11 protein-coding genes and 1 pseudogene are annotated in these 14917 nt (G+C 66.9%); 1 reads left to right on the forward strand and 11 read right to left on the reverse strand.

Features of this window, described 5'->3' with window-relative positions; all coding sequences use genetic code 11:
- Positions 1 to 7 precede the first annotated feature (7 nt).
- The 8 genes and pseudogenes from mmsB to E3O25_RS16515 form a co-directional block, all read right to left on the reverse strand.
- Positions 8 to 901, reverse strand: coding sequence for a 3-hydroxyisobutyrate dehydrogenase (mmsB, locus tag E3O25_RS16480; protein ID WP_092106737.1), 894 nt, complete (start codon positions 899 to 901; stop codon positions 8 to 10).
- 182 nt (positions 902 to 1083) lie between these two features.
- Positions 1084 to 2067 (reverse strand): serine hydrolase, encoded by a 984-nt coding sequence (locus E3O25_RS16485; protein ID WP_134361650.1) that lies wholly within the window; start codon positions 2065 to 2067, stop codon positions 1084 to 1086.
- Between the two features lie 75 nt (positions 2068 to 2142).
- Positions 2143 to 4107 (reverse strand): M13 family metallopeptidase, encoded by a 1965-nt coding sequence (locus tag E3O25_RS16490; RefSeq protein WP_134361651.1) that lies wholly within the window; start codon positions 4105 to 4107, stop codon positions 2143 to 2145.
- 49 nt (positions 4108 to 4156) lie between these two features.
- Positions 4157 to 4767, reverse strand: a pseudogene (locus tag E3O25_RS16495) (flap endonuclease); the annotation flags it as partial.
- 93 nt (positions 4768 to 4860) lie between these two features.
- Positions 4861 to 6603, reverse strand: coding sequence for an RNA-binding domain-containing protein (locus E3O25_RS16500; protein ID WP_134361652.1), 1743 nt, complete (start codon positions 6601 to 6603; stop codon positions 4861 to 4863).
- Between the two features lie 169 nt (positions 6604 to 6772).
- The gene (locus tag E3O25_RS16505; protein ID WP_092106745.1) at positions 6773 to 8188 is read right to left on the reverse strand and encodes an NAD(P)(+) transhydrogenase (Re/Si-specific) subunit beta; all 1416 of its coding nucleotides are present in this window, start codon (positions 8186 to 8188) and stop codon (positions 6773 to 6775) included.
- A 2-nt stretch (positions 8189 to 8190) separates the two neighbouring features.
- Complete coding sequence (locus tag E3O25_RS16510) at positions 8191 to 8508, reverse strand: NAD(P) transhydrogenase subunit alpha (RefSeq protein WP_092106747.1); 318 nt, start codon at positions 8506 to 8508, stop codon at positions 8191 to 8193.
- Between the two features lie 3 nt (positions 8509 to 8511).
- Entirely contained in the window at positions 8512 to 9627 is a 1116-nt protein-coding gene (locus E3O25_RS16515) for an NAD(P) transhydrogenase subunit alpha (RefSeq protein WP_092106749.1), read from the reverse strand.
- A 514-nt stretch (positions 9628 to 10141) separates the two neighbouring features.
- Between E3O25_RS16515 and E3O25_RS16520 the strand changes: the two genes are divergently transcribed.
- Entirely contained in the window at positions 10142 to 11464 is a 1323-nt protein-coding gene (locus E3O25_RS16520; RefSeq protein WP_134361653.1) for an MATE family efflux transporter, read from the forward strand.
- Positions 11465 to 11487: 23 nt separating this feature from the next.
- Here the strand turns inward: E3O25_RS16520 and E3O25_RS16525 are convergent, their stop codons facing one another.
- The 3 genes from E3O25_RS16525 to E3O25_RS16535 are packed head-to-tail and all read right to left on the reverse strand — an operon-like array spanning position 11488 to position 14917.
- The gene (locus E3O25_RS16525; RefSeq protein WP_092106753.1) at positions 11488 to 12966 is read right to left on the reverse strand and encodes an aldehyde dehydrogenase family protein; all 1479 of its coding nucleotides are present in this window, start codon (positions 12964 to 12966) and stop codon (positions 11488 to 11490) included.
- The gene (locus tag E3O25_RS16530; RefSeq protein ID WP_134361654.1) at positions 12963 to 13646 is read right to left on the reverse strand and encodes an HD domain-containing protein; all 684 of its coding nucleotides are present in this window, start codon (positions 13644 to 13646) and stop codon (positions 12963 to 12965) included. The genes E3O25_RS16525 and E3O25_RS16530 overlap by 4 nt, the downstream gene beginning before the upstream one ends.
- A 2-nt stretch (positions 13647 to 13648) precedes the next feature.
- A complete protein-coding gene (locus tag E3O25_RS16535) occupies positions 13649 to 14917 on the reverse strand; it encodes an NAD(P)/FAD-dependent oxidoreductase (protein WP_134361655.1) in 1269 nt (422 codons plus the stop codon).

The raw sequence follows: 14917 nt of genomic DNA on the forward strand, positions 1-14917 counted from the left end.
GCAGGCCTCACGCCAGGGAGCCGTCGACCAGTTTCACGATCATGGAGCAGTCCTTGCCGCCCTGTCCCTGGTCGATCAGGCGCTGGAACAGCTGCTGCACGTGCTGCCCGATTTCGAGCGGCGTGTCGGTTGCCGCGGCGGCGGCCACCGCGAGGCCGATGTCTTTGTTGGCGAGCTCGGCCGTGAAGGTCGGCGCGAAATCACGGTTCACGGCCGCCGACGGCACGACCCCCTCGACGGGGTACCAGGTGCGCAACGCCCAGCTGTCGCCCGACGAAACGGATGCGATATTCCAGAACACCTGCGGGTCCAGTCCCAGCCGATCGGCCAAAACCGCTCCTTCGGAGGTGGCGGCGAGATTGATGAACAACATGAGATTGTTGCAGATCTTCGCGGCCTGGCCGGTCGTGGCGCCGCCGGTGGGAATGATATTCGCGGCCATCGGCTCGATGAACGCGGTCGCGTCGGTGACGGCATCCGTGTCTCCGCCGATCATGAAGGTGAGCGTTCCGGCTTCGGCGCCGGTGATTCCGCCCGAGACCGGAGCGTCGACGAAGCGAAAACCGGCTGCTGCGGCCGCATCGTGCAGCGCCTGGGCCGACTCGATGTCGATCGTCGAGGAGTCCACCAGCAGGGTCGTCGTTGCGGCGTGAGCCAGCACGCCCTCGTCGCCGAAGTACACCGCACGGGCGTGGTCGCCCTTGGGCAGCATGGTGAAGACCACGTCCGCGCCGGCGACGGCGTCCTTGATGCTTGTCGCGCGGGTGACGCCGGCTTCCACCGCAGCATCGAGAGCCGGGGTGCTCAGGTCGAAACCGCGCACGCTGTGCCCGGCCTTCACCAGGTTCGCCGTCATGGGGCCGCCCATGTGGCCCAGCCCAATCCATCCGATGACCGCCATGGCATAGCTCCTTCGCGTAGTTGGCGGGCCGCTATGCCCGACACCTCCACGATGGCACACATCGTCGATGGTCTGGTCCCGCACGCAAGAGATTCGGTGGCTGACCAGTCTTCGGGCCTCCTCTGTGACCCCGGGCCCAGTTTCTAAACTGGGACGGGGACGGGGCCCGAGCCCCGTCCGGCTCAGTGCACGTACTCCAGCAGGTCGGCCCCAACCGCGCGCATTCCGTCGAGCGCGGCGAGCCGGGTCATCAGCCGGGTATCGTCGAACAGCATGGCCACCGCATAGGTCACGCCGGCACGCGGACCGCGCAGGATGCCCACCTCGGCGCGAACACCGACATCCGTTCCGGTCTTGTTGACCATGAGCAGCCCGTGATCCTTCTCCCGATGCGCGAGCGGATCGAGCCCGAAAGCACTCGCTACGAGCGACAGGTCGGAGTTGAGCGAGAGCCAGCCGATCACTCGGCCACTCGTCTCGGCGTCGACGATCTCGCCCCTGGCCAGGGCGGTGAACAGCCAGGTGAGCTCTTTGGCGCTGCCCACCGACAATTGCGGCGCGTCATCCGGACCGCGTTTGGTGCGCACGAGGTCGAGCAGGGCTGTGCGGCTGAGCCCGAGGCTCTCGGTGCGCGCCCGCACCGCGTGCAGTCCGACGGCGCGAATGAGCACGTTGGTCGCCAGGTTGTCGCTCGTGGCGCCCACGAGTGCGGCAAGGTCGGCCACGCTCAGCCGGGACACCTGCAGGTGCTGCCAGATTCCGGAATCGCCGACCGCATCGATACCCGTGCGTTCAAGCATCGTGGCCAGGCCGAACTCGGCATCTTTCAGCCGAGCAGCCACCTCGATCAGCAGCAGCACCTTGCCCACGCTCGCCGTGGGCATCGAGACGTGGTCGTCGACCGAGAACAGCACCCGCCCGGTCGAGAGGTCGGTCGCCCTGGCCGAAACCTGCACCCCGCCCAGGGCGAGTTCGCCGAGCGAAGCAAAGCCGCGCGCGAAATTCTGCGGAGCGTCACGGGTGCGATGTTTACCCTCGGGAGCCGCGGCGTGGCGGGAACGACCGGGGCTGGTGGCATCCGCTGGGCTGGCGCCGAGGTCGGCGCGGCGGCCGCCAGCATCTGCCGCAGCGCTGCCAGCGGCGTTACCGCGAGTCGGAAAGTCCATTGTCGGCCCCTTCCTTCCACGGCGCGGCCACGCGCCCCTGCTCGTTCCAGCAAGGCCCACACTAACCCAGGCGTGTTACCAGATGGTGACGCGCTTCTCGGGAGCGAGGTAGAGGGTATCCGCTTCGGTGACGTCGAAGGCCTCGTAGAACGCCGGAATGTTGCTGACGATCTGGTTGCAGCGAAACTCGTTCGGCGAGTGCGGGTCGATGGCCAGCAAGCGGATGGCCTCAGCGTCGCGCAGCTTCATCTGCCAGGCCTGGGCCCAGGAGAGGAAGAATCGTTCGGCACCGGTGAGCCCGTCGATGACCGGGCTCACCTGGCCGTTCAGCGAGAGCAGGTAGGCCTTCCAGGCAATAGAAAGACCGCCGAGGTCGCCGATGTTCTCGCCGATCGTGAGCGCACCGTTCACGGTGTGGCCGGGGATGGTTTTCGGTTCGAGCCCGTCGAACTGGGCGATCAGCGCGGTCGTGCGCGTTTCGAACGCGGCCTTGTCGTCGGCGGTCCACCAATCGATGAGGCGGCCGTCGCCGTCGTACTTGGAGCCCTGGTCGTCGAAGCCGTGGCCGATCTCGTGGCCGATGACCGCGCCGATCGCGCCATAGTTTGCGGCCGAGTCGCGGTCGTCGTCGAAGAACGGAAACTGCAAAATGGCGGCCGGAAAGACGATCTCATTGAACCCGGGGTTGTAATACGCATTGATGGTCTGCGGGGTCATGAACCATTCGTCGCGGTCGAGCGGCTTGCCGATCTTGCCGAGCTCGCGCTGAAACTCGAACTCACCGGCGGCCTTGACGTTGCTGATCAGGTCGTCGGCGGTGATCTGAAGGCTCGAATAGTCGCGCCACTTCACCGGATAGCCGATCTTCGGCGTGAACTTGCTGAGCTTCTCGAGGGCCCTCGTGCGGGTGTCCTCGGTCATCCAGTCGAGGGTGCTGATGCTGTTCTCGTAGGCGGCGACCAGGTTGGCCACGAGCACGTCCATGCTCGCCTTGGCGCTCGGCTTGAAGTGACGCTCCACGTAGATGCGGCCGACGGCCTCGCCGAGGGCGCCCTCCACGAGCGAGACGCCGCGCTTCCAGCGGTCGCGCAGCTGCGGGGTGCCGCTCAGGGTGCGACCATAGAAGTCGAAGTTAGCCTCGACGAATTCGCCGGACAGGTACGCAGCACTCGAGCGGATGACCTGCCACCGCAGCCAGTCCTGCCACGATTCCAGGCGGTCATCGGTGAGGGTCGCAGCGAGCCCGGCGATGTAGCTGGGTTCGCGCACGACGACCTCGTCGAGGGCGCCGGCCGGGGCGTCGAGGCCCTCCAGCCAGAGATCCACGTCGGCGCCGGCGGCGAGCGCGGAGACCTGGCCCCAGGTGCGCAGGTTGTAGGTCTTCTCGCTGTCGCGGGTGGCCACTTTGTCCCAGTGGTGCGAGGCGAGTTCGGTTTCGAGGGCGAAGACGCGCGCTGCGCGGGGGGCGGCGTCGGCGAAACCGGTGAGGGTGAACATCCGCTCGAGAAAAACCTGGTACTTGGTGCGAATCTCGGCGAACTTTTCTTCGCGATAGTAGCTCTCGTCGGGCAGGCCGATGCCGCCCTGCGCGATGAAGACGAGGTAGCGTTCGGGGTTGCCCGGGTCGTTGTCGACGTAGAGGTGGAAGGCTCCGGCGACGCCGCCGCGCTCGAGGCGGCCGAGGGCCGCGAGCAACTCCGAGATGGTGGTGACCGCGTCGACCGCTGCGAGGTCTTTCTGCAGCGGGGTGGCGCCGAGCGCTTCGATGCGTTCTTCGTCGAGGAAGCTCGTGTAGAGGTCGCCGAACTTGCGCTCGAGGCTGCCGGTCGGGGCGGTCTGTGCTTCGATGATGATCTCGCGCACGGCCTTCTCGGCGTCTTCGGCGAGCATCATAAACGAGCCCCAGCGGGCCTTGTCGGCGGGGATCTCGCTGCGGGCGATCCACTTGCCGTTCACGTGCCGAAAGAGGTCGTCCTGCGGGCGCACCTCCGGGTCGAGTTCGTTCTGGTTGATTCCGGATGCAGTCGCCAGCTCAGTCATGGCCCCAGCCTATCCGGGGCCGGTGACAGGTGGCCGTGCAGCGGGGACTCGGTTGAGCGTCCGAGGCGTCGCCGCGCAGCGCGGCGAAGTCGGCATATTGCCCAGGGGTGACGCCGGTCCTGATCGTGAGGGAGGCATCCGTGAGCATCTCCAGCCGGGACATGCCGCGCGGCCGGTGTAGATCACTCGCACGTGTCGCGAGTCGTCGACGAGCTGGAACAGGTCGCGGTCACCGGTGACGATGTCGACGGGGGTGGTGGCGTGCGAGGCCAGGGTGCCGATCACGTCGTCGGCCTCGTGCCGCGCGGCTCCGACGATGGGGATGCCGAGCGCGCCCAGCACCTCGCGGATGATCGGAACCTGGGGGCTGAGCAGGTCGGGCACGACTTCGAGGGCGGGGTCGGCATCCGCTGTCGTCGGTGTCGGCGCGGCGGCGACCCGGTGAGTCTTGTAGGTGGGGATGAGGTCGACCCGCCACTGCGGGCGCCAGTCATTATCCCAGCAGGCCACGATCTCGGTCGGCTCAAACTCCGTTGCGAGCCGGGCGATCATGTCGAGCAGCCCGCGCACGGCGTTCACCGGCTGGCCGTCCGGGCCGCGAACGGTGTCAGGCACGCCGTAGAACGCCCGAAAGTACAGGGCTGCGGTGTCGAGGAGCATGCGGCGCTCGGGTTGTGTGGTCACGGCGAGCAGTTTGCCACAGTGCGGCGGGTGGTCTGATGGGCCGAGGCCGTGCGCGTGATCAACGGGGGTCTAGCTCTGAACGTATAGATAGTGGAAGCCGGCTCCACGGCGCTGCTCTCGTGAAGGCTTGAGCACGCCCTGGTCCTCAAGGGCCGACAATACCGAGCCGACGTTCGTGGCGTGGGCTCCGACGAGGTCTCCTAATTCGGTCGTACTGATACGGCCACGTGCTGCGGCGTAGGACTGGGCGACATCCTCTCGTGTGGGCCATGAGCGTCGGATACTCCTATTTACTTCTAGAGCAGTCAGCGCAGTTCGTGCGTGCTCGCTGAGTGCCTTGGCGTGCGGCGTTCCGGGAGGCGTTCCTCTCACATCGATCAGGACGGGATGCCCGTCAGTGGTCAGGTCGGCGACGGTGGCGATCGCGTCGCTCGCCTCAGGTTCCGTGACTTGGAGATACGGCGCCAATACGCGGGCATCGAGCCAGCCGTGGGTGACCGCGAAATGTAGTGTCATCAGGAATCGAAGATCGGACCCGACCCGTGGGTCGCTGAGCCGGTTCAACCACTCGATCCAGGCCGCGTTCGGATGGTTGCCAATTAGTAGAGTCACGACGCTCGGTCCGTCAATTTGCGAGATGTCCGGAGCGCCGTAGCCGAGCCGCAGCATGTCACCGAACATGCGATCGATGCCGATCCCTTCCCGCTCTGCGACTCTTAGAGAAGCCAGGAGGTCAACAAGCGCCGTATTCCGGGATGCCGATGGATGGTTGATGATGTTCTCTGGGCTCACCCCCGACACGAATCCGCCGGGGCTGGTGACTCGAAGGAGCCCGCCGATATGTTCGACAACGGTCGGAGCGCTTATCGTCCACTCCCGATGGGCAACGCCGTTAACGATCGCTTCGCGAAGCGCACGTTCCGGGATCTGGCGTACCTGACCGTGGGCCAGCCCCTCATCGAGGTGCGTGGTCGGGTTGTATGCCCGAGAAGTCGTGAAGACTTCCTGCAACTCCTCCAACAACGACCGGTTCTCTCGTCGCACTCGGGCGATGCTGTCGCCACCAGCGTATTCCCGGCGCAGGTAGTCCAGGCCTGGTTCCCCCCGCCCAACGAACGTGAGCGCAGCAGCGTTCGTGAGCACTCCCGAACCGTCCACCGCATTGAGTCGTCGCAACAGGTCAGTGGTGGGCAAGTCGACAAGTTCTCGCGCAGACGAGTCTGCAGAATCGCGAAGAAAATCGCGAGCCACTTCGACAGCGCCCGCACGCACAGCGTCAACCGAGTAGGTGCTCCCTTGCGAAGACCAGTCCACCTGCAGGTATCGGTGCCGACGGTCATGCCAACTCGACGCGTCAATCTCAACGCATCGGTCACTGACCCGCCAATTGAGCCTGCTGTTGTAGCGGACCGGCTCGATGGCCTCGGGAATAATGATCACGAGTATGCGCGTGCCACGAATCTCGACCGGTCGCACGTCAACCGTGACACGACGCTCGAGTTTGTCGTAGAGTCGCGCTCGAAGCCATTCCGGGTCGAGCTGTGTGCCAATTAGCTCACTGTTATCCGCAACGCCGAGAAGCAGAGCTCCACCGCCGGGAGTATTGGCCATGCAGGCCACTTCTGGAGCAAGCTTGTCGACGGCACCCTCGTTTTTTGGCTCTGCCGGCAGGATCTGACCGACAGATGTGCGCCGCCCCGACTCCTCCTTCAGATCGAGAATCTGACGCTCAACCACCGGATACCCATTGTTGAGCGCCTCAAGCGCGCCCTGAACAGCCACCTGCACGGGAGAAAGCCCAAATATTGTCACCGCAGCACCTTTCGACGCAAATTTATAATTAATTTTAAGATTAATTATACTTCGAGAAGGATTGTGCAGTCATTCATTATTAATGCCGGGTGAACGCTGGCCTCGCGGTCTTCGCTCGATAGCGCTTAGGTTGAGGTTTGGGCGAAGGTGAGCGTGCAGTCGGGGCCTGCTACAGCGCCTTGAGTTCCTCGGTCACCTGAGCGACCGATTTCTTGGCATCGCCGAAGAGCATGGTGGTGTTCTCACCGAAGAACAGGGGATTCTCGATGCCGGCGAACCCTGAACTCATCGAGCGTTTGAGCACGATGACCGACCGGGACTCGGTCACGTTGAGCACGGGCATGCCGAAGATGGGCGAGTTCGGGTCGCTGCGTGCGGCGGGGTTGGTGACGTCGTTGGCGCCGATGACGATGGTGACGTCGGTGCGCGAGAACTCGCCGTTGATGTCGTCCATCTCCTTCATCGCGTCGTAGGAGACGTCGGCTTCGGCGAGGAGCACGTTCATGTGCCCGGGCATGCGCCCGGCCACCGGGTGGATCGCAAACTTCACCTCGATGCCGCGCGCTTCGAGCACCTTGGCCATGTCCTTCACGGCGTGCTGGGCCTGGGCGACGGCGAGCCCGTAGCCGGGCACGATGATGACCTGGTTGGCGTAGGCGAGCTTGATGGCGGCATCCGCTGCGGAAGTGGATTTTGCGATCTGGTCGCCGCTGCTCGCTGCCGCAGCGCCCTTGGCTCCGCCGAATCCGCCGGCGACGATCGAGAGGATCGACCGGTTCATCGCCTTGGCCATGAGGTTGGTGAGGATGGTTCCCGACGCCCCGACGATCATGCCGGCGACGATCATCGCGATGTTGTTCAGCGCGAGCCCGGCCGCCGCCGCGGACAGACCGGTGAGCGCGTTGAGCAGCGAGATAACGACGGGCATGTCAGCGCCGCCGATTGGAAGCACGGTCGTGACCCCGAGGACGCCCGCCACAACGAGGATCGCGCCGAACCAGACCGGGTCAGCGCCGGTACCGACCGAGCCAATGCCGACGATGACGGCCGCAACGACCGAGCCGAGGAACAGGATCGCGTTCAGCGGCTGTTGCAACCGGCCGACCGACAACGGATGCCCGGGCAGAATCTGCTGCAGTTTCAGGAACGCCACGATCGAGCCCCAGAACGACAACGAACCGATGATCGCCGCGAACAGCGACGCGATCACGAGCGGCAGCACCGGGCCGGAGGCGGCGTGCAGGCCGGTGAAGCCGTCACTGTCAATGAATTCGCCCCAGGCGATGAGGGCGACGGTTCCGCCGCCGACCCCGTTGAACAGGGCGACCAGCTGCGGCACCGCCGTCATCTTCACCCTGCGGGCGGGCGGGATGCCGATGACCACGCCGACGATGAGGGCGATAATGATTATCAGCCAACTGCCAGTCTCGCGGATGTGGATCAGGGTCGCCACAAAGGCGACGGCCATGCCGGCCGCAGCGATCTTATTGCCGCGCACGGCCGACCGAGGGGCGGTGAGGCCGGACAATCCGAGGATGAACATCGCGAAGGCCACGATGTAGAGGGCGTAGACGAGAATATCCATGGTCAGTTTTTCCCGTCGGTCGACGCGGTCGGGCGGGTCTTGAACATCGCAAGCATGCGGTCGGTCACGACGAACCCGCCGATGACGTTCACGGTTCCGAAAACGATCGCCACGAACGAGATGATCTGCAGCGGCAGGCCCGGGTTCTCAGCCGTGCCGAGCACCACGAGGGCGCCGAGCACGACGATTCCGTGGATGGCGTTGGTGCCCGACATGAGCGGGGTGTGCAGGGTGTTGGGCACCTTGGAGATCACAGCGAAGCCGATGAAACCCGAAAGCACGAGGATGGCGATGTTCGCCAGAAAGCCGGTGTAGTCCATGGGTCAGATCCTGTTCGAGACGGAGTCGCGCGTAACGCAGGAGAGGGCAACCACGTCGTCGGAATAGTCGGGGTTGAGTCGGCCGTCCCGCACCAGCAGGTCCAGCAGGGCGGTGAGGTTCTTCGAGTAGAGCTCGCTCGCATGCTCGGGCATCGTCGAGGGCAGGTTCAGTGGGGACGCAATGGTGACGCCACCGATGACCACGGTCTCACCGGGCACGGTGAGCTCGCAGTTGCCGCCGGTCTCACCCGCCATGTCGATGACGACACTGCCCGGCTTCATACCGTGCACGGCCGCAGCGGTCACCAGCCGCGGCGCCGGGCGCCCCGGCACGAGAGCGGTCGTGATGACGACATCGAACGTGGAGATCGCCGTCTCGAGCGCGGCCTGCTGCGCGGCACGTTCCTGGTCGGTGAGTTCGCGGGCATAGCCGCCGTCGCCGGCCGCATCGATGCCCACCTCGAGCCACTGGGCTCCCACCGATCGCACCTGGTCGGCGACCTCCGGCCGCACGTCGTAGCCGGTTGCCCGGCCGCCGAGCCGCTTCGCGGTGGCCAGAGCCTGCAACCCCGCCACGCCCACGCCGAGCACGAGCACACTGGCCGGCTTCACGGTGCCGGCGGCGGTGGTCAACATCGGAAAGAACCGGGTCGACAGCGATGCGGCGAGGATGACCGACTTGTAGCCGGCGACGTTTGCCTGCGACGAGAGCGCGTCCATCACCTGGGCCCGGGAGATGCGTGGAATTGCTTCAACCGCATAGCCGACAACGCCGGCATTCTGTAGGGCGCCGATCTTGTTGTCCGCGTTTCGCGGCGCGAGGAATCCGATCAGGGTCGTGCCCGCCGCCAGTCGGGCGATCTCGGCGTCGGTGGGCGGGGCCACCTTGAGCACGATGTCAGCACTCCACGCGTCGCCGATGGTGGCGCCGGCGGCGAGATAGAGGTCGTCACCCATGAGGGCCCCCGCTCCCGCCCCAGACTCGACCACAACGTCGAGGCCCTTCGCGATGAGTGAGGCGACGGCGCGGGGCACGAGGGCAACGCGCCGCTCATCCGCCCCGCTCTCACGCACGACGCCGACGCGGGGTGCCTCGGGGGGGAGCTGGGGATCGGGCATGATAAAAGCCTTTCAAAGCAATGAGGAAGTCAACACGCTCGACGATGAGGCGGCAAACCTCCCTGTGGGAGGGGCACTCGAGGCTGGGGATGATGTCCCCCGCGCGGCAGAGTGTGCCCGGAGCAGCCACGGTCAGCAGCACCTCCTGGGTCGAACATAGCTGGATGGGGCGGGAGATGCGCCCGTTTTTCGGGCATCGCTCGTGAAAGATTCGGCATTCTTAACATTTCCGACGGTTGGCGGGCTGACGTAAGCCGCTTTCGTAAATTGCGCGTGCCGTATCCGTTTACGAGCGGATGACCGCGCCCGTTCCGGGCAGCCGCTACGGTAATCGGCGTACCGCGCACCTCTGCAGGGCGCGGCAACGCCACCGCGGGGCTTGGGCGCGCCCGGTGCGGGTGGACGCGCCCACTCCGCCTGGCACGGCAACCGACAGCTGGCGCGGCGAAGCAGAGGCCTGGGGCGGCCGCAGTGATCGACAGCGCCGCCGCCGTAGAGTCGAAGCATCAACATTTTGCGGGCCCAGCCCATCGACCGGGACATTCTGCGGCTCGCCGTGCCCGCGCTCGGCGCCCTCGTGGCCGAGCCGCTGTTCCTGCTGGCCGATTCGGCCATGGTCGGCCACCTCGGCACCACGCCGCTGGCCGGCCTCGGTCTGGCGAGCGCCGTGCTGCAGACCATCATCGGCCTCATGGTCTTTCTTGCCTACAGCACCACCCCGACCGTGGCCCGCTGGCTCGGCGCCGGCGACAGCCGACGGGCGGTATCGGTCGGCATCGACGGGCTCTGGCTCGCCCTCGGCCTGGGCGTCGTGCTCGCGGCCGGCGGCCTGCTTGCCACCCCGACGCTCGTCGGCGCGTTCGGCGCCGAAACCGCCGTGACAGCGGATGCCGCCACCTACCTCGGCATCTCCATGTTCGGCCTGCCCGCCATGCTGCTGGTCTTCGCCGCAACCGGTCTGCTGCGCGGGCTGCAGGACACCCGCACTCCGCTGTACGTGGCCGGGATCGGTTTCACAGCGAACATCGCACTCAACTGTGTGTTCATCTACCTGCTCGGCTGGGGCATCGCCGGATCGGCTGTCGGCACCGTCGTGGCCCAGTGGGGCATGGTCGCCGTCTACCTCGTCATCATCGCCCGGCATGCCCGCCGCCACCACGCCCCGCGGCGCCCGCACCGGGCGGGGCTGCTGCTCGGCGCCCGGAGCGGCGGCTGGCTGTTCGTGCGCACGCTGAGCCTGCGTGCCGCCATGCTGCTCGCGGTGTTTGTGGCTGCCCAGCTCGGCTCGCCCGAACTCGCCGCATTTCAGATCGCAATGACCCTGTTCGCGACGCTCGCCTTCGCCCTCGACGCCCTCGCGATCGCCGCCCAGGCCCTCGTCGGACGCGGCCTCGGCGCCGGGGACGTCACGCACGTGCGTGCCGTGCTGCGTCGCTGCCTGGAGTGGGGCGTGCTCGCCGGCCTCGTGCTCGCGGTCGTCGTCATCGGCACGAGCGGGGTGCTCGGGCACGCATTCACGAGCTCCGGCGCGGTGACCCGGTTGCTGCCGCCGACCCTGGTCGTGTTGGGGGCATCCGTTCCCCTCGGCGCGGTCGTGTTCGTGCTCGACGGCGTGCTGATCGGAGCCGGCGACGCCCGCTACCTCGCCCTGACCGGGCTGGTCAACCTCGCCGTGTTCGTGCCGCTAGCCGTCGCCGTACTGGTCTGGGCGCCGACGGGAGCGCCCGGGCTCGCGCTCCTCATGGCCGCGTTCGCGCTCGGCTACCTCGGCGCCCGCGCCGTGACGCTGTCACTGCGCGCCCGCAGCATGGCCTGGATGGTCGTCGGCGCCCGCTGACCCGCCCGAAGCCCGCGCGCCGGTCAGCGGATGCGGCGGTGCACCGACTGCGGCACAAGATAGGCCTTGAGACCCTCCGGCCCGAACTCGGCGCCGAGGCCGGAATCGTGCCGACCGGCGAACGGCGCAGCGTGATTGGAGGCGAAGAAGCCGAGACCGACCGAGCCGGTGTCGAGGCGACCAGCGAGTGCGAACGCCCGGTCGGGGTCTTCGGAGAAGATCGTGCCGCCGAGCCCAAATGACGTGTTGTTGGCGAGCGCCACGCCCTCGTCCAGGGAGTTGTAGCGCAAAATCGACAGCACCGGGCCGAAGATCTCCTCCCTGGCGATGCGCATGCCGGGCGTCACGTCGGCGAAGACCGTGGGCTTCACGAAAAAGCCCTGGTCAAAGCCGGATGCCACGTCGCCGCCGGTCGTGGCCCGTGCGCCCTCGGCCACACCGCTCCTGATGTACTCGCGCACGGTCTGCTCCTGAGCGCGCGTAGCGGCAGGCCCGAACACGGTGTCGGGCTGCATCGGATCGCCCTGTTTGGCGGCCGCGATGGTGGCGGTGACCATGTCGACGAGTTCGGCGTAGCGCTCGACCGGCGCGAGAATGCGGGTCGAGATGTAGCAGGTCTGCCCGGTGTTGCGCAAGCAGGTGCGGATGAGAACCTTCGACAGGGAGTCGAGGTCGGCGTCAGGCAGCACGAGCGCCGACGACTTGCCGCCGAGTTCGAGCGTGACCGGTCGCAGCAGCTGACCGCAGGTGCCGGCGATTGATCGTCCGACCGGGGTCGACCCGGTGAAGGCCACCTTGTCGATACCGGGATGCCTGACCAGGGCGTCGCCGAACGAACCCGGTCCGGTGACGAGGTTGACCACCCCGGCGGGGAGGCCGGCGGCTCGGGCGGCATCGATGATGAGTCGCACCGAGAGCGGCGTCGGCGAGGCCGGCTTGATCACGACGGTGCAGCCGGCCATCAGGGCCGGCGCGAGCTTGGCAACGACGAGGTTGATCGGAAAGTTCCACGGCGCAATCAGCGCGCAGACCCCGATCGGGTCCTGCCGCACCACCGTCTCGCCCGAACCGTCAGGAAATGGCCGAATGTCGGCCGTCTCGAGCAGGCCGGCGAGCGAGGCGAAGTAGCGAAAAATCGAGGCGGCATTGCCCGCGGCCCGGCCGGACTCCGCGACCGGCGACCCGTTCTCCCAGGTGTTGGTGTGTGAGATGGCCTCGGCCCGCTTCTCAACCTCGTCGGCCAGCCGCAGCAGAAAGCCGGCGCGCGCCGTGGGAGCCAGGTCGCGCCATCCGCCGAACGCGCGTCGGGCGGCCGCGACCGCCTGGTCGAGGTCGGCGACGGATGCCTGCGGCACCGACCCCCAGACCTCCTCCGTTGCCGGGTTGGTCACCAGGGTGCGGCCGGTTCCCGTCGCGACCTGCCACTGCCCGTCGATGAACACATCGTCAATGTGGCGGTATGGCAGGTTCGCGGTCAGGGGAATCGACAGCAGGCTGGTCATGCGCCGCTGCCGTCGAGGGCGGACGCGTCGATGCCAGTGGCAAGGACATCCGTTTGCAGCAGGGCCTCGGCGCGTTCGAGTTCGGCGAGCGCCATCTCGTGGGCGGCCGCGGTGATGAGCTCGGGAACGATGTCGGTGCGCAGACGCCGACAGTAGGCCGAGGGCTCCTGGCCGAACCAGCCGGAGGCGAGCGCGATGCCGGTGGTCGTGAAACGCCACAGGCGATCGGCGTCGCGCACGAGGGAGTCCTCGATCGAGTAACTCTCGGAGCGGGTGTCGTGCCCGTCGATGATGTCGGTGACCCGGCTGACGAATTCGTGGGCGTAGCCGAGGGCTGGCAGCACCTCGCGGGCGATTTCGCACCCCCGCACCTCGTGTTCGTAGCGGATGTCGGCCTGGCGCCAGTTGGCGCCGAAACCTTCCGAGATGATCTTGGTCTCGTCGACCCTGGCCCAGCCGGTGTCGTGCAGCAGAATGGCCACCCGCACCACGAGGGCGTCGGCCTCCGGATAGGCCTGGCAGAGCCGCTCGGCGAAAGCGAACGAGATAGGAATGTGGATGTCGTTGGAGCGCGAGCGCATCTCGAGTCGCACGGCCCGCCAGAGCGGGTTGAGGTCGATCGAGACGACGCCGGCCGCGATCGGTGAGGTGTCGACGAGTTCTTCGGTCTGCAGTGTCATGGTTACTTTCCGATCAAGACGGCAAGAGCGGCGGGCAGGGCGAGCTTCTTCAGTGGCACGGTCAGATCGGCGGCGCGGTCACTGGGCAGGTGCTGTCCCGAGTGCAGAATGGCGCGCACCGCAATGAAGTCGAGCGGGCGGTTCACGCAGTCGGCGGCGATGAGCTGCCCCGCGCGGTAGTAGAGCACCGAGAATTTCTCGGTCTCGGGGTCGCCGCGCAGCACGATCTGGTCGTGTCCTCCGCTGAGGCCGGCGATCTGCAGTTTGAGGTCAGCCTGGTCGCTCCAGAACCATGGAACCGTGGAGTATACGGCGGGCAGGCCGAGCAGGGTTGCGGCGGCGACCTTGGCCTGTTCGACCGCGTTCTGCACGCTTTCCAGGCGCAGCCGGTCGATACCGCCGGGTGTGAGCGAGGGGTTCGGCAGGTTGGCGCAGTCGCCAGCGGCGACGGTGAGCCCGTCGGAGCACAGTGCGCTCGCGTCGACGACGATGCCGTTGTCGACCATGAGGCCGAGCTGCTCGGCCAGTTCGGTGCGGGCGATCACACCGACGCCGATCAGAACGACGTCGGCCGGGATCACATCACCGCTGGCCAGTTGAACCCCGGTGACGCGGTCGTGCTGCCCGAGAAAACGGGTGACCTGGGCGTTCAAAACCACCCGTGTTCCGCGACGGCGGTGCGCGGCCAGGTAAAACGCGCTCGTAGCTTCGGAGACGGCTCGACCGACCAATCGCGGCGCTGCTTCGAGCACGGTCACGGTCTTGCCCGCGGCGCGGGCTCCGGCGGCCACTTCCAGTCCGATGAACCCTCCGCCCACGACGACCACGTCGGTGGCGCTGGCCAGTCTCTGTTCCAGGAGGGCGGCATCCGTTGCGGTGCGCAGGTAGCTGACCCCCTCGAGTTCGCTGCCGTCGAACGGAATCTGGCGCGGAACGGCGCCGGTGGTGAGGGCGAGCCGGGCGAATTCGAAGCGCCGGCCGGATTCGGCGGTCGCCACGCCGCCGCTGGCATCGCGCTCGATCGAGACGATGCGCTCCCGGGTGACGAGCTCGATTCTGTGCTCGGAATAGAACTCGTGGGTGCGAAAGGTGAGCGAATCGGCCGTGGCCTCGCCCTTGAGGAACGCCTTCGACAGCGGCGGCCGCTGGTACGGAGCGTGCGGCTCTTCGCCGACCAGCACGATCGGCTCGGTGTCGCCGAGTTCGCGCAGGCTGCTGGCGAGCTGCACGCCGGCCTGGCAGGCGCCGATGATGACGGTTCCGGTTCGCAT

This window comes from Cryobacterium sp. TMT1-3, assembly GCF_004402315.1.
Taxonomy (GTDB): Bacteria; Actinomycetota; Actinomycetes; order Actinomycetales; family Microbacteriaceae; genus Cryobacterium; species Cryobacterium luteum.

Coding starts and splice junctions, on each gene's coding strand:
- E3O25_RS16535 (WP_134361655.1), bottom strand. CDS start 14,917: ATGCGAACCGGAACCGTCATCATCGGCGCCTGCCAGGCCGGCGTGCAG.
- E3O25_RS16485 (WP_134361650.1), bottom strand. CDS start 2,067: ATGGACTTTCCGACTCGCGGTAACGCCGCTGGCAGCGCTGCGGCAGAT.
- mmsB (WP_092106737.1), bottom strand. CDS start 901: ATGGCGGTCATCGGATGGATTGGGCTGGGCCACATGGGCGGCCCCATG.
- E3O25_RS16525 (WP_092106753.1), bottom strand. CDS start 12,966: ATGACCAGCCTGCTGTCGATTCCCCTGACCGCGAACCTGCCATACCGC.
- E3O25_RS16490 (WP_134361651.1), bottom strand. CDS start 4,107: ATGACTGAGCTGGCGACTGCATCCGGAATCAACCAGAACGAACTCGAC.
- E3O25_RS16510 (WP_092106747.1), bottom strand. CDS start 8,508: ATGGACTACACCGGCTTTCTGGCGAACATCGCCATCCTCGTGCTTTCG.
- E3O25_RS16515 (WP_092106749.1), bottom strand. CDS start 9,627: ATGCCCGATCCCCAGCTCCCCCCCGAGGCACCCCGCGTCGGCGTCGTG.
- E3O25_RS16530 (WP_134361654.1), bottom strand. CDS start 13,646: ATGACACTGCAGACCGAAGAACTCGTCGACACCTCACCGATCGCGGCC.
- E3O25_RS16505 (WP_092106745.1), bottom strand. CDS start 8,188: ATGGATATTCTCGTCTACGCCCTCTACATCGTGGCCTTCGCGATGTTC.